Genomic DNA, 14,269 nt, shown 5'->3' on the forward strand with positions numbered 1-14,269 from the left:
CCTGTTTTCCTGTCCCTAGATCGGTTCGTAGGGAAAGACTGTAGTCGTTGCGCCGAGATCCGTGAAGCTGCCTTTCATGGATGGCAGGCCCTGCTCGATCAGCGTTTCGGGGGTCCAGCCTTCCAGGCGGGCGACGGACTTAACCGGCCGCGGCTGGTTGAACAGGATGACCTCATTGCCACGCACCGAGAAGATCTGCCCGGACACATCCTTCGCGCCATCGGCGCAAAGCGCGACGGCGAACTGGGCAACCTGGTCGGCACGCATGCCGTTCTTCATCCGCTCGACACGCTGGGCGCCGGCTTCGTCCTTGACGGGGATAGAGGCGATCATCCGGGTCCAGGCAAAGGGCGCAATCACGTTGGAGCGGACATTCTTGCGTTCGCCTTCCATGGCGATGATGTGCGAGAGGCTGGCGATGCCGAGCTTCGCTGCGCCATAGTTCGCCTGGCCGATATTGCCGATCAGGCCGGTGGTGGAGGTGAACAGGACATAAGCGCCGTCCTCCTGGTCACGGAAATGATTGATTGAGGCGCGGGTGACATTGAACGAGCCATTGAGGTGCACGTCGATGACGGCATTCCAGTCGTCCTCGGACATCTTGTGGAACATGCCGTCGCGCAGGATGCCGGCCGGGTTCATGATGGCGTGCAGGCCGCCAAACTCGTCCTTGGCCTGCTCGATCATGCCTTCAACGGCCTTGTAGTTGGTCACGCTGTCGGAGTTGGAAACAGCTTCACCGCCCGCCGCGCGAATTTCCTGCGCGACCTTCTCGGCGGGCCCTGCATCGCCCTCGTCGGCGCCCGTAAGGCTGCCGCCAAGATCGTTCACGACGACTTTTGCCCCTGCCTTTGCGGCGATCAGCGCGCATTCCTTGCCAATGCCATTACCACCGCCAGTGACGAGAACTACCTTGCCATCCAATACGCCCATGACTTCCTCCTAGTGCGTTACGATTATTCCAGTTGTGCGCTGTCCAACACCGTCGGCGCGCGAAAGGCAAGTGCGGCGACCGTTCGCAGCTCAATGCCCGCCATTGTCCCGGCACGCCTGATCACCTACGTTAGCGCTAACAAATTCGTCACAAAGGAGCAGGCATGAAAACGAGACGGCTCGGTAAATCCGGATTGAAGGTCACGGAAATCGGCCTCGGCTGCTGGCAGCTCGGGGGCGATTTTGGCCCGATCGAGGATGAAAGGGCGCAAGCTGTGCTGCAGGCGGCGCGCGAGGGCGGCATCAATTTCTACGATACCGCAGACGTATATGGCGACGGTCGCAGCGAGCGGTTCGTCGGTGCGCATCTGAAACCGGGCGAACTGGTGGCCACCAAAGTTGGCCGCTCGCCCGACCTCTATCCCGATGGTTATACGCAGGCTCGGGTTCGCGACCATGTGCTGTCGTCGATCGAACGGCTTGGCGGTGAGCAGCTTGACCTGATCCAGCTTCACTGCGTGCCGCCGGAAATGCTCGCTCGCGGCGAGATATTCGACTGGATGCGGTCGCTTCAGCAGGAGGGGCTTTGCCGTGCCTGGGGCGCCAGCGTCGAGACAATGGAAGAAGCCCATACATGCCTCGAACAGCCCGGCATCGCCTCTCTCCAGATCATCTTCAACGTTTTCCGCCAGGAGGCCGCTACGCAGCTGCTGGATGCTGCACGCGAAGCGGATGTCGGGGTCATTGTGCGCGTCCCGCTCGCCAGTGGGCTGCTGAGCGGCAAGTTTGCCCGCGAGACCGAGTTTGCCGAAACCGACCATCGGCACTTCAACCGCGATGGATCGGCCTTCTCCGTCGGTGAGACCTTTGCCGGCATCCCCTTCGAGGCGGGCATCGGTCTTGTGGAGGAGATGTCGGCGCTGAAGCCCGAGGGCTGGAGCATGGCGCAGTTTGCGCTGCGCTGGATTCTCGATTTCGACGCCGTTTCCACCGTGATTGCAGGGGCGTCAAAGCCGTCACAGGTCCACGCCAATATAGCGGCGGCGAACCTGCCGCCGCTATCGGCTGACACGCATGAACAGCTTGCCGATTTCTATGCCAGGCGGGTGAAGAACCTTGTGCAGGTCCCCGTCTGAGGATCAGACGCTTTCCCGGCTCCTGTAGCCCGCCATGCGGTTCATGGCGTCGTCTGCCTCGGCCATGATGCGCTCGACAATATCCTTTACCGGGAGCACATCCTTCACGCCACCGGCCGATTGGCCCATCGCGAAGCAGGAGCTGTCCGGGTCGAGCTTGGCTTCGTCCGTGATCCCGCCAATGCCGCCAATGACGCCGGTCTGCGTGGAGTGGATCGCCTGCATCGGGAAAGGCTGGATGTCGTCCGGGCGGCTCTCCCAATCGAGAATGTACTCATTGGACCGGCAACGCATCGGCTTGCCGGAATAGCAGCGCGTGCGGGTCGTGTCGGTATCGCCTGCCGAGACGATGGTCTGCTTGTATAGATTGGCGGCGTGTGCCTCTTCCGATGCGATGAAACGTGTGCCCATCCAGACGCCGACGGCGCCAAGCGCGAGTGAAGCCGCAAGCCCCCGGCCGTCATAAATGCCACCTGCCGCAATCACAGGAATGTTCACCGCCTCGACGGCCTGTGCGACGAGCGGCATTGTGCCGACAAGGCCGGTATGCCCGCCGCCTTCGCCGCCCTGCAGGATGACCGCGTCACAGCCGGCCTGCTCTGCCTTGATGGCATGCTTCACAGCGCCGCCCACGACCATGACCTTCACGCCGGCCTTCTTGAGCTTTTCCATGATCGGCATTGGCACGCCGAGGCCGGCAACAAAGCTGTCGGCGCCATTGTTGATGATCACGTCTACAGAGGCTTCCAGGCTTTCCGGCGAGGCGGCCAGAAGGTCCACGCCAAACGGTTTGTCGGTCAGTTCGCGCACGCGCTTCATCTGCCCTTCGATGAAGTCCGGCGTGGTGCCCGCCATGCCAAGTACGCCGTAGCCGCCCGCATTGGACATGGCGGCGGCAAGTTCGGCGTAGGATACCCCGCCCATGCCAGCGAGCATGATCGGGTATTTGACACCAAGAAAGTCACAGAGCGGTGTGCGGATGGTCATCAGGAATCCTCCAGGAGTTTTGATACCTGCATTGCCGCTGGATGCCCGTTTGCCAAGCCGTCCCGCAGCGGCAGGACACTGCAGGAGAGGAACATTTAGGCCTGTGCGACGCTATCCTGGCAGGAATTCACAACAGCGCAGTCGCGTTGCCAGAACAGGAGATCGCTATCATGACCTCACTACGTTTCATTCTCGCCGGGGCTTCGCTCATCCTTGTCGGCGCATGTGGCGGCAATGATGAAGAAATCTCGCAAGAGGTGGGCGATACTCAGAACAACCCGCAATACGTGATGCCCGGGGATGAGAGCGACACCGAACAAGTGCTGACACGGGAACCGGATCCGAGCCGTGACGCTGAGGAGGAACTCATCGCGAGCCCCGACACGCAGACGGACCTCGAACCTGAAATCGACGCACCGATCACGCCGGATACCGGTACCGAGCCCCAGTCAGTGCCGGAAGACGGCATGCCGGAGCCGGAAACCGAAACCCAGCCGCAATAAGGCGTCCCGGCTCTAGAAGAGCACGTATCCGCCATCGATCAGCAGCGTGTCGCCGGTGTGGAACCGTGACGCATCTGAAGCGAGGTAGACGGCTGCCCCGGCGAAATCTTCCGGTTCGCCCCAGCGTTTCATCGGTACACGGCTGATCACATGCGTCTCGAACTTGTCGTTCGACTGGGCACCGGCCGTCATGTCGGTCGCGATCCAGCCCGGCAGGATCGTATTGGCGCGGATGCCATAGCGCGCATATTCGACTGCAAGCCCCTTGATCAGAGTGATCAGCGCGCCCTTGGTGGCGGTGTAAGCTTCGTTCTTCGGGGCGCCCATGAGCGCGCCGAGCGAGGCCGTTCCCATCAGCGACCCGCCTGTATCGCCTTCTTTCGACCGGGCGACCATGTGTTTCGCGCTCTCGCGAAGCGTCCAGAAGGCGCCGTCCAGATTGACGGACATGTTCTTGCGCCAGATCTCGGTGGTCATTTCATGGAAAGAGGGCGCCGAGAAACCGACGCCGGCATTGGCGATGCAGGTGTCGATGCGTCCAAAGGTTTTTACCACATCCTGCGTGGCTTCGATGACGGCCTGCTCGTCTGCGACGTCGACGGTCCAGGCCTTTGCTTCACCCGCACCAATGCCAGAGAGCTTTTCGGCCGCCGCCTTGTTGTCGGCCTCCTTGCGCCCCCAGATGGCGAGGTTTGCGCCGGCCGCGGCCAGTCCTTCAGCCATGCCAAGGCCAATGCCCTTGTTGCCGCCGGTGACGAGTGCGGTTTTGCCCGTCAGATCGAATGGTGCGAATGCCATCTGGAAACTCCCTGTCTTTCGGACGGCATAAAGGAAGAAGCGCCTCGTCTTTACAATATTGACGGAACGGAAAGCGCCGATCCGCGGAAGACGGTCCCGGGCAGTCCTCAGGGTTCAGTTGTAGTCGAAGAACAGGCTCGGCATCTTGGCGACGCGGCGGTCGCGCTTGCTGAGGTGGAGACGATTACCGTCCCTGTCGAGCTGCAGGCGGAAATGTTGCAGGATGTCGAGCCCCATGACCATGATCGGCTGGTCCTGAAGACCGACAGTCTCGAGAAAGGCGGGATCGATCACGATCACCTCGAAGTGGCGCATCTTGAAATCACCGAATGTGAACCTGCGGCTCGACAGGATGCGAAGGGGCTTCACCACGCCTGTGGAACTGGTCACTTCGATCAGCCCGAAATCCTTGTCGGCCCGCGCGGCCTTGTCGGCAAATGCGCTGTTGATGAAGGTATTGCTGGCGCCGGTGTCGACCAGGGCAAGGCCAGACTTCCCGTTCACTTCGACCTTGATGAAGGGCAGGCCGTGAATCCACGTCACGGGCAATCGGCTGGTGGTGGAATGGTAGACGCGCCTTGGCCGGGAATCGTAGGCCGACAGGCTTTCCTTCTCGAAGTCGAAATCCAGGGTCCGGTGCGGCAGGAACCTGGCAGGCAACACGGTATCGGTCGGCTTCAGGCTGAAGTCCCTGTTGAGCGCTGCCTTCAAGGGACCGCTGTCGGCACCGCCGAAACGGACGGGGCCGAGATCAACCACCGGATAGGTGCCCTTGACGCCGAGGCCGACAATATCGATCAGCCGGCCATTCTCGTCTTCGATCAGACCGATCCGCGCAGCCGTCCGGCCACCCACCATGGCGAAGGTCGCCCCCGTATCGAAAATGGCCGATACGGGCTCTCCATCATGCAGTGTCAGGTCGACGACGAGATGACCGGTGGAGGTAACCTCGATGGGGATGTTCATTTCCTCGTTCGTGTTCGCCTGTGCAGTGGCGCATAGCGTCACGGCCAATATGGCGAGACTGAACAGGATACGTGTCACGGCACGCCGATCCTCCCTTGTGCGCTTGTTTTGTTATGTTTGCGCTACATCCGTAGACTAGCACGTTTTTCAGTCATGCGGAAGCTGGGCGACCAGGCGCGCGCCTGCCCGGATAACCCGTTCGGTCTCATCCCAGAGGCCGAGCGAGCCGAGTTCAGCTAGCGGGAAAAAGCGCGCATCTGCTGCATCGTCACCAGCGACAGGCTCCCCTTCGAGCCAGCGCGCGGCAAAGTCGGTCAGCACATAGTGACGGGTAACCAGCGTCCTTTCCCGGTTCTCGACGATCGCATCGACGACATCGATGAGCCCGGCAATCTCCGCCTTTATGCCAGTCTCTTCCATCAGCTCGCGCAGGGCAGCGTTGCGAACCGGCTCGCCCGGCTCGATCCGTCCGCCGGGCAGTGACCATTCGCCTGTCAGCGGCGGGGTTCCGCGCCGGATGAGGAGGACCTGCCCGTCCCTTATGCATACAACCCCCACGGCCGCTTGCGGACGTAGGCCGTCGACAGGTTGCGGCCGGTTTCGGGCATTTGTCATTGAGTGTCCTCGCAGCACTTCCTATGGGCAATCTGGAAGGAGGCCTTATGGCGCGGTCTGTCCCCAAACCCAAGCCTGTCAGTCTCGCCCTGCAGGGTGGTGGGGCCCATGGCGCCTTCACCTGGGGCGTTCTGGACCGGCTCAGCGAATGCGAGACCCTGGACATAAGGGCCATGACGGCAACCTCGGCGGGCGCCATGAACGCAGTGGCCTACATCACGGGGCTTGAGCGCGGCGGACCTGCCGGGGCGCGTGAGGCGCTGGAATCCTTCTGGCGCGAGATTTCCCGCCGGGGGGCGCCTCTGGATGCCCTGATGCCGACGAGCGCGGCGTCCAGCATGTTCCAGAACCACCCGTTCAAGGCCTGGACGCCGCACAATTTCGCGGCGGCGATGACCTCCTTCCTCAGCCCTTACGATCTCAATCCATTCGACATCAATCCGCTTCGCGAAACGGTCGAGTCGCAGATCGATTTCGACGCTGTCCATGCATCAAGCCTCCGCCTGTTCGTCGCCGCGACAAATGTTGAAACCGGCAAGGTCCGGATTTTCGAGGATGGTGAGGTGTCGCTTGACGCTGTGCTGGCCTCAGCCTGCCTGCCGCACACCTTCAAGGCAGTTGAGATCGACGGCGTGCCCTATTGGGATGGCGGGTATCTCGGCAACCCTTCTCTGTTCCCGCTCTTCTATTCGGATGCACCGCGCGATGTCGTGCTGATCACGCTGAACCCGATCGAGCGGCCGGGTACACCGCGAACGGCCGGTGAGATCCAGGACAGGCTGAATGAGATCACCTTCAACGCGTCCCTGCTGGGAGAATTGCGAGCGATTGCCTTCGTCCAGAAGCTGCTGAACCAGAACCTCCTCGCGAAGACGGTTCGTAGCCATTATCGCAAGGTGAACATCCATGCGATCCGGGGCGGTGAGAGCCTGCGCACCCTGCGCCTTGAGTCCAAGTACGATACGAGCTGGTCTTTCCTGACCGGTCTTCGCGACAAGGGCCGCGCCTATGCCGAGGAATGGCTGGAAACCTGCGAACCGAAGGTCGGCAAGCAGTCGAGCCTGGATATCCATCAGGACTTTCTGGACGACTGAACCGGGCTCAGGCCGGTTTCAGGATGGTCAGTTTTGCTTTGCCAGCTTCGCGCTCGTCGAGGACCTCCCAGCCGTCGTGGTCGAAGGTTTCCTTCGCATCGGTCTCCACGACGGCGATGGCGTCAGCGGCCAGCCACTGGCCCGCAAGCAGGTTATCCAGGCATGGCGTCACCAGGCCCTGGTGGTAGGGCGGGTCGAGGAAGGCAATGGTGAAGGGCGAACCGACGCCGGCTGGCTTCGGCCCCAGGTCCGTCGCGCTACGCCGGTGGATGCGGGTGTTTCCGAACAGCTGGAAGGCTTCGACATTGTCACGGATCGTTCCGCGCGCCGCGCTATCTGTTTCCACAAAGAGACAGAAGGCCGCCCCGCGCGACATCGCTTCGAAGCCAAGCGCGCCGGACCCGGCAAACAGGTCAATCACGCGCGCGCCTTCCAGCGGCGGTGCCCAGCTCGCATGGGTGAGCACGTTGAACAGGCTTTCGCGTGCCCGATCGGATGTCGGGCGCGTGTTTCGGCCTTTCGGGGCTGCCAGCGGCTGGCCTTTGAAGCGTCCGGATATGATGCGCATGGGAAGCGGCCATAGCACCGGGCCCCTGTGCAGGAAAGCACGCTTCGGTGTATGGCGATGCTGATGAGCAGGGATCATGACATGATGCAACGCGCGCTGGACCTGGCGCGCCTCGCTGCTGAGGCAGGAGAAGTCCCGGTCGGGGCGGTTGTCTGCGATTCCGAAACCGGCACTGTGCTGGGTGAGGGACGTAACCAACCCATCGCGACGCATGACCCGACCGCTCATGCAGAGATCGCCGCCATTCGTGCGGCATGTGAGGCCGCGGGGAATTACCGACTGACTGGCGCGACCCTCTACGTCACGCTGGAGCCGTGTGCGATGTGCGCCGGCGCGATCAGCTTCGCGCGGATCGGGAGGCTGGTCTTTGCTGCGGCTGACGAAAAGGGCGGGGCAGTGCTGAACGGGCCACGATTTTTCGAACAGCCGACCTGTCACTGGCGCCCCGAAATCGTTCAGGACGAAACAAGTGCCCCGGAGGCGGCCACTCTGCTTCGCGAATTCTTCCGCGCCCGTCGTTTGACTTGATAAAAGTGCGTTTCTCGAACACCCTCCACGTCTGGCTGAACGATGTGGGGGTGAAATCATGAGAATGAGCCTTGTTGTTGCCGGCTTCCTGGCTGTGCCACTCGCCGCCCAGGCCGCCTTGCCGCCGCAGTCCGAAAGGCAGCGAGAGCTTCAGCTGATCATTTCGAGCGCAGAAGTCGAGGCGGCGCTTGGCAGCCGCCCGATCGACAGCATCAGCACGATCGGGGACGATACCTATACGATTACGGCGGGCGGCTGCTCCTTGGTTGTCGCCGTCGTCGATGCGCCTGAGCCGGCCATGCTCAGCTGGGTTTCTCCCGGGCCGTTGCGTCTCGAAATCGGCAAGCTGTCCTGCGTGGAATGCAGGAAGGCACAGCCGGGCGGTCTCTGAGAGTCTTTCCGGCACGGAGGCATGGATGACTTGCGCCCACTGCCTGTGACAGCAGTATGCGGCCCTGAATCGATCGTCATTCCTGAGCCTCGCAAGGTGTATTAAGGCTTTGTATTTTTTAAATTAAAATACAGAAAGTGATGCTCAACTGCCACATGTGCAGCTGCGTGTTCGTACACGTGGGAACGTGCCTTGTTTCAGCCTCGTTTGGGTTCCAGTTCCGGTCTCCGGGCCGGGGCAAATAAGCAACTCAGAATGAGGAAACCTCCCATGCTTAAACATCTTCTCATCGGAGCCAGCGCAGCAGGCGCGATGACGATTGCTGCTGGTGCCGCACAGGCGCAGGGATATGCAGCCGGGTCAGAAGACACCGGCTTCTATCTGCAAGGCGGCTACAGCTATCTCGACATCCAGCCGGACGGCGCCGAATCCGGCGTCGATACGAATGCCATCACGGCGCGTGCCGGCTATCAGTTCAGCCCGTATTTCAGCCTTGAAGGCGACATCACGACGGGCTTCGACGATGGCGAGTTCGACTACAATGTCGATGAAGATGACTTCAATCTCGACGACAACAATGATGGTGACTTCAACGACCTGATCAACGCATCCGGCGACATCGGCCTGAACTATCTGGTCGGCGTCTACGGCAAGGCATCCATGCCGGTCAGCGACAAGCTCGATGTGTTTGCGCGCGCCGGTTATGCCTTTGTCGATCTCGACGCGACAGTCACCACACCCGGTGGGACGGATCTCACCACCGTTGAGGATTCAGAAGACGGCGCCGCGCTTGGTGCCGGTGCCGAGTTCGACCTGACAGAAAGCTGGGTCCTGCGTGGCGACTACACATGGTATGGCTTCGGCGACACCGATACCCATGCCGCCATGATCAGTGCTGGCTACAAGTTCTAGCACTCGACCACCTTGCGATATCGCACGGCGCCGGTCTCTCAGAATGAGAGGCCGGCGTTTTTTTGCTCTATAACCAACCGGCGGCCCGCGCGAGATAGACGACGCCAATTGCCGTCACCAGCCAGCGCATCCAGCGCTTGAAGTTCACGTCGTTCATCCGCTCCAGCACCAGCCCGCCCAGCCACGTGCCGGTCATCGAGAGAGGGATGGCAAGCGCAAACAGCCACAGCGGCGGCATGGCGGCAAGGCCTGCCGAGGCCACGACAGGCGCGCTCCAGAAGGCGATCTTGACGAGATGCGCGAGGACCTGCGTGGCCGATTTGGTGGCCACGATGGCCTGTCGGGTCATGTCCGTGCGCACGAAGAAAAGGTCGAGCAGCGGGCCAGCGACGCCGGCCAGCGTATTCAGCGCCTGCACGACAAAACCGGCCGCCTCGGCCTGACCGCGCTTCTGGATATCAAGATCGATGATGGCCTTCGGCACCCACACCATCAGCGGTGTCAGGCCGAGCAGGAGATAGACAATGGTCTTGTCGGGGCGCCAGGCGAGCACGATCAGAAGCAGGACGGCCGCCAGCGAACCGACCGTGTAACGCGCGAAAATCCGCCAGTTGATATGCTTGCGCAGCAGGAAAGCGCGCCAGCCATTCGACACCATCTGGATCGCGCCATGCACGATCATGGCTGTCGCGACGGGCAGGATCGCCGTCAGCACGCCCATCAGGATGAGCCCGCCTGCCATGCCGAAGATGCCCGAAACAAACGCTGTGATCAGTGTCGCAATGAGAATGATAAGGGCACTGATCCATGTCATGGCTCAGGCGATAGGCCATCGCCGCGCGATTCGCCAGCATCGCTCAGCTCCGGGCTTTTCGGATCCGAATTCCGGTCATAGGCTCGCTCGCATGTCGGATGATGTACGAAGAGTTGGCCCGTGGAAGGTCCATCGCACGGAAGTGTCGTTCGAAAACCCCTGGGTCCGGGTGGAGTCCAGCCATGTCACCCATCCGAACGGGGACCCCGGAACCTATGGCGTCGTCCGGTATGCCAATCTCGCGATTGGCGTCCTGCCGGTCGACGAGCACGGCCATACCTGGCTTGTCGGCCAGCATCGGTTTCCCTTCGATGAGTATAGCTGGGAGCTGCCTGAGGGCGGCGGCGGCAAATCCGAGCCGCCGCTTGGAACAGCCCGGCGTGAGTTGCGTGAGGAGACCGGCCTGTCGGCGGCGCACTGGCATGAGATCGGGCGCTGGCACTTGTCGAATTCGGTCAGTGATGAGCGGGCGATCGGTTACCTTGCCTGGGGACTGTCTGAGGGCGATGCGCAACCCGAAGCGAGCGAGGAACTTGCCCTGCGCCGGGTCTCGATCAAGACGCTCGTTGCCATGTGCCTGGCAGGCGAGGTGACGGATGCGTTCACCCATCTCATGGTGCTGACAGCGCTTGCGCAGGCCCGCGAAGGCCGATTGCCTGCCGATGTGTCGCGATTGCTGGTCTGACCCGGTGCATGCTTGCTTCACCTCGACGGGGCCGGCGTGTCTCCGGCAGAAGCCCTTCATTGTAATCCAGCCGGGAGTGTTGTGATGTCCAGGAATGCGCGGCGCATGGCCAGGGCGCACAAGCTTGTCGGTCTCGTTGTTGGCCTCCAGCTCTTGTTCTGGACCGCGAGTGGACTGTTCTTCACGCTCTTTCCGATCGAACAGATCCGCGGCGAACACTTGCGTAAAGAGCCCGCGTCAATGGACGCGGCTGACCTTGCGGGCATTGTACCGCCGCCGCTCTCGGGTCCGGTCGAGCAGCTGGAGCTGCGGGAGATCCTGGGGCAACCGGTCTGGGAAGCCGCCTCCGAAAGCGGCAGCCAGCTATTCGACGCCCGGTCAGGTTCGCTGCTGCCGGCGCCCGATGCTGACGCCGTGCGCGCCATCGCTGAAGCGGCCTGGGCGGGCGATGGCGCAGTGACCGGTGTCGAGCTTGTCGAGCGCCCACCGCGCGAGGCTTTTTCCGGCAAACCGCTCTGGCGGGTCGATTTCGATGGGGCCGACCGGGCGACGTTCTGGGTTGATCCAGACACGCGCGAGGTCAAGGCTGTGCGAACCGGAAAGTGGCGCATCTTCGATGTGTTGTGGCGCTTTCACATCATGGATGTGACGGGCGACGACCGGTTCGATTCCTGGTGGCTGAAGCTCTTCGCCTTTCTCGGTCTGACTACCGTGCTGTTCGGCATCGGGTTGCTCGTCCATCGCGCCATGGCAGGCCGGCTGCTCAGATAAAAAAGACCCCCGCCAGAGGGCGGGGGCCAGAGGGGTCCTGGTGATCAAATCCGGTTCGAAGGGATCAGTCGTCTGTCCAGGAGAATTCGAAGGAATAGGAGCGCTGCTGGGTGAAGCGTTCCTTCTCGGCGTCGGTAAGGGCCGGGTGATTGGCAACAAAGCCCTTCACGTCTTCGTCCTCGAGCCGCGAGCGGTCGCCGCCGACGCAGAGCGCGCGGTACATCTGCCCATCCTCGCCGCGGGTGCTGACGATAACCGGTGAAGTTTCGTCGCTGTCCCGGTCTTCGCACTGGTCGGCCAGATCTTCCACGACCTCGCCGGCCGCTTCCAGGTCGTCCTCGAGGCCGTCCTCGAAGGCCATGGCAACGCGCGCTTCCATCCGTTCGGCCAGTTCTTCCATACGCTCGGCCTTGTCTTCCATGCGGGTCTCGATCACCAGAGCGATCTTTTCAGCCCGCTCGGCCTGTGCTTCCGCCATGGCTTCAATGCGTTCGGCATGGGCTTCGGCGAGGGCGGCAGCCTTCTCGATCTGGATTTCGAAGTTCTTTCCGTCGAGCTTCGAGATGAAGATCTCCTGGTCGGGGATGATGATCTTGATGCCATCATCGGTCTCGACCGTCTCGATATCGAAGCCGTCAAAGTCGAGGTCAAAGTCGAACGTCATGTTTCCCAGTTCTGCCAGGCCTTCGAGTTCCGAAAGGCCTTCCAGTTCGGAAAGGGATGCCAGTCCGGAAAGGTCCATGTCCTGCAGGACTTTGAGCCCCTCAAGTTCTCCGATCTTGCTCATCTCGATCGAGAGAACCTTCATCTCGTCCTCGAGATCCGACAGGTCCAGCTTGTGAACCCTGTCGAGGCGTGGCTGGAGCGCTTCAAACGGATCGCTCAGGAGCACGAACTGCCGGTCGTCGTCTCCGTCATGAGAGGAGAAGCGGTAAACGCGGGTCTCATGATCCTTCACGACGTGAACCTCGCTCTCGTCGCCACCGGCCAGCTCGGCCGGGGACTGGTCCTTCGGGGAGGCCGACGCGGCGCAGGAAGCGGTGGCGAAGATCGCAGCCGTGCCGATGGTAACCGCGAGGGTCGAGCCAAGCAGGCGGCGGCGAAGGGTAGGGGCGGCATTTTGCATCAGTATCAGTCTTTCTTTTATGGGATGCGCCAGGGTGAGGTTCGCGCCCGAAAACGCGGTGTCGGCCGGTCCGGCAAGGCGGGCTGCCTTGACGAGGGTGCGGCCATAGGAGAACGCCGATGATGTTCCCGCCCGAAGTACATCAGCGTCGCAAGCGGCTTCCTGGTCCACCCGGAAGGCCCGGATGGCAACATGAGCCAGCGGATTGAACCACTGCACGGCCAGCATGATCTGGGCGATGTGCAGGGCCAGAAGGTCGCCGCGCTTGATGTGCATGAGCTCATGGGTGAGTGCATCACGCCGTTCGCGCGGGGAATAATCAGCCTCGAACCATTCCGGCAGCAGGATCACGGGCTTCAGAAAGCCGGTGACCAGAGGACTGCCATTGAGAAGGCTTGTGCGGACCTCGAACCTGCGGCGCACCTTGAGCTGGGCCGCGATCTCATGGGTCATCTCGTTCACCGGATCGCTGGCCGGCGAGGAATCGTCGCGGATCAGCTGGTGGAAGATCGCCTGCCTGCGCCAGGCAAGACCCAGCATAACGGTAATCCCGATCAGCCAGACCGGTATCAGCATGGACGGCAGCGACGCGATGATGCCGTCCATCATGCCGGGTTCCGCAGCCTCGGGCGCAGCCGCCCAGTCGACTTTCACAACGGGCGGGAATTCGGCAGGCGCTGGCACCTCTACCTGTGTATCCACCCGGGCCGATATCCAGTGCGGTGCGGCAACTTCCGTCGTTTCTGGAGCGTCCTGCGTTGGTGCGAGGAAGCCGAACAGAGAAGTATTGGCCGGGAGCGGGGGCATGAATAGCCGCGCCAGTGGAACGAGCCACAGGGCATAGGCGGATTTTGCGCCAAAGTTCCGGGCGAAGGGCTTGCGGACCAGCAGGACAAGCAGGATCAGCGCCGTGACGGCGATACTTGTCTGCAGGGCGTTTGCCAGCAGTGGGCTGATGTCGTTGAGCGCGTTCATTTCTTGAGTTCCCCCAACAAGGCTTCAAGATCGGCAATGTCCTCAGGGGTCAGCCCCCGGGAATCTGCGAGATGGGCAACCAGCGGCGCAGCGCGGCCGCCGAACATGCGGTCGACGAACTGTTTCGCCGCCTTTTTCTGGTAGTCGCCCCGCTTGATGGCAGGGCGGTAAAGATAGCGCCGGCCATCGGGCTCGGTCGTCAGCGCGCCTTTCTCAACCAGGCGTCCGACAAGGGTCTTGATCGTGCGGATGTTCCAGGACTTGTCGTCCTTCAACTCTTCGGCAATCTCGCTCGCGCCGATGCCGGGCTGGTCCCACAGCACGTTCATGATTTCAAGTTCAGCCGGTGTGATCTGCATCGGATCCACATCCCTCATTGACTACGGTTGTAGTCGATACGTTTGATTACAATTGTGGTCAATAGGGGAAATGTGAAATTTTTTTATGCGCCGGCGGGACGAAATTGC

17 protein-coding genes are annotated in these 14,269 nt (G+C 61.7%); 8 read left to right on the top strand and 9 right to left on the bottom strand.

All coding sequences use genetic code 11. The features are described from left to right. Positions 1-15: 15 nt before the first annotated feature. The gene (locus D1227_RS05050) at positions 16-933 is read right to left on the bottom strand and encodes an SDR family NAD(P)-dependent oxidoreductase (RefSeq protein ID WP_119404069.1); all 918 of its coding nucleotides are present in this window, start codon (positions 931-933) and stop codon (positions 16-18) included. Positions 934-1,097: 164 nt separating this feature from the next. Between D1227_RS05050 and D1227_RS05055 the strand changes: the two genes are divergently transcribed. Next, a complete protein-coding gene (locus D1227_RS05055; RefSeq protein ID WP_119404070.1) occupies positions 1,098-2,069 on the top strand; it encodes an aldo/keto reductase in 972 nt (323 codons plus the stop codon). 3 nt (positions 2,070-2,072) lie between these two features. Here the strand turns inward: D1227_RS05055 and D1227_RS05060 are convergent, their stop codons facing one another. Then, positions 2,073-3,056, bottom strand: coding sequence for an NAD(P)H-dependent flavin oxidoreductase (locus tag D1227_RS05060; protein WP_119404071.1), 984 nt, complete (start codon positions 3,054-3,056; stop codon positions 2,073-2,075). 170 nt (positions 3,057-3,226) lie between these two features. Here D1227_RS05060 and D1227_RS05065 point away from each other — a divergent pair, with 170 nt between their 5' ends. Continuing rightward, complete coding sequence (locus D1227_RS05065; RefSeq protein WP_119455259.1) at positions 3,227-3,559, top strand: hypothetical protein; 333 nt, start codon at positions 3,227-3,229, stop codon at positions 3,557-3,559. A 12-nt stretch (positions 3,560-3,571) separates the two neighbouring features. On the opposite strand, the gene D1227_RS05070 is transcribed toward D1227_RS05065, so the two are convergent. The 3 genes from D1227_RS05070 to D1227_RS05080 form a co-directional block, all read right to left on the bottom strand. Continuing rightward, positions 3,572-4,357, bottom strand: a complete 786-nt coding sequence (locus D1227_RS05070) for an SDR family NAD(P)-dependent oxidoreductase (protein ID WP_119374506.1) — start codon at positions 4,355-4,357, stop codon at positions 3,572-3,574. Positions 4,358-4,471: 114 nt separating this feature from the next. Then, positions 4,472-5,401, bottom strand: a complete 930-nt coding sequence (locus tag D1227_RS05075; RefSeq protein WP_147373263.1) for an aspartyl protease family protein — start codon at positions 5,399-5,401, stop codon at positions 4,472-4,474. Positions 5,402-5,470: 69 nt separating this feature from the next. After that, entirely contained in the window at positions 5,471-5,938 is a 468-nt protein-coding gene (locus D1227_RS05080) for an NUDIX hydrolase (RefSeq protein WP_119404074.1), read from the bottom strand. Positions 5,939-5,985: 47 nt separating this feature from the next. Between D1227_RS05080 and D1227_RS05085 the strand changes: the two genes are divergently transcribed. Further along, positions 5,986-7,032 (top strand): patatin-like phospholipase family protein, encoded by a 1,047-nt coding sequence (locus D1227_RS05085; protein WP_119404295.1) that lies wholly within the window; start codon positions 5,986-5,988, stop codon positions 7,030-7,032. A gap of 7 nt (positions 7,033-7,039) precedes the next feature. On the opposite strand, the gene rsmD is transcribed toward D1227_RS05085, so the two are convergent. After that, entirely contained in the window at positions 7,040-7,600 is a 561-nt protein-coding gene (gene rsmD / locus D1227_RS05090) for a 16S rRNA (guanine(966)-N(2))-methyltransferase RsmD (protein ID WP_119404075.1), read from the bottom strand. A 63-nt stretch (positions 7,601-7,663) separates the two neighbouring features. Here rsmD and D1227_RS05095 point away from each other — a divergent pair, with 63 nt between their 5' ends. From D1227_RS05095 to D1227_RS05105, 3 genes are all read left to right on the top strand, one after another. Next, entirely contained in the window at positions 7,664-8,128 is a 465-nt protein-coding gene (locus tag D1227_RS05095; RefSeq protein ID WP_119375227.1) for a nucleoside deaminase, read from the top strand. A gap of 58 nt (positions 8,129-8,186) precedes the next feature. Next, positions 8,187-8,519, top strand: a complete 333-nt coding sequence (locus D1227_RS05100) for a hypothetical protein (protein ID WP_147373264.1) — start codon at positions 8,187-8,189, stop codon at positions 8,517-8,519. 270 nt (positions 8,520-8,789) lie between these two features. Beyond that, positions 8,790-9,431 (top strand): porin family protein, encoded by a 642-nt coding sequence (locus tag D1227_RS05105; protein ID WP_119404077.1) that lies wholly within the window; start codon positions 8,790-8,792, stop codon positions 9,429-9,431. Positions 9,432-9,498: 67 nt separating this feature from the next. On the opposite strand, the gene D1227_RS05110 is transcribed toward D1227_RS05105, so the two are convergent. Beyond that, positions 9,499-10,245, bottom strand: a complete 747-nt coding sequence (locus D1227_RS05110; RefSeq protein WP_119404078.1) for a sulfite exporter TauE/SafE family protein — start codon at positions 10,243-10,245, stop codon at positions 9,499-9,501. Between D1227_RS05110 and D1227_RS05115 the strand changes: the two genes are divergently transcribed. Next, positions 10,244-10,930, top strand: a complete 687-nt coding sequence (locus tag D1227_RS05115; RefSeq protein WP_233349814.1) for an NUDIX domain-containing protein — start codon at positions 10,244-10,246, stop codon at positions 10,928-10,930. The two genes, D1227_RS05110 and D1227_RS05115, sit on opposite strands and share 2 nt — an antisense overlap. Positions 10,931-11,014: 84 nt before the next feature. After that, the gene (locus D1227_RS05120) at positions 11,015-11,701 is read left to right on the top strand and encodes a PepSY domain-containing protein (protein ID WP_119404079.1); all 687 of its coding nucleotides are present in this window, start codon (positions 11,015-11,017) and stop codon (positions 11,699-11,701) included. 64 nt (positions 11,702-11,765) lie between these two features. Here D1227_RS05120 and D1227_RS05125 read toward each other — a convergent pair whose 3' ends face one another. Next, positions 11,766-13,802, bottom strand: a complete 2,037-nt coding sequence (locus D1227_RS05125; RefSeq protein WP_119404080.1) for a M56 family metallopeptidase — start codon at positions 13,800-13,802, stop codon at positions 11,766-11,768. Next, a complete protein-coding gene (locus tag D1227_RS05130; protein WP_119374515.1) occupies positions 13,799-14,161 on the bottom strand; it encodes a BlaI/MecI/CopY family transcriptional regulator in 363 nt (120 codons plus the stop codon). The genes D1227_RS05125 and D1227_RS05130 overlap by 4 nt, the downstream gene beginning before the upstream one ends. Between the last annotated feature and the right edge of the window lie 108 nt (positions 14,162-14,269).

The sequence above is a fragment of the Henriciella mobilis genome (assembly GCF_003576315.1).
Lineage (GTDB): Bacteria > Pseudomonadota > Alphaproteobacteria > Caulobacterales > Hyphomonadaceae > Henriciella > Henriciella mobilis.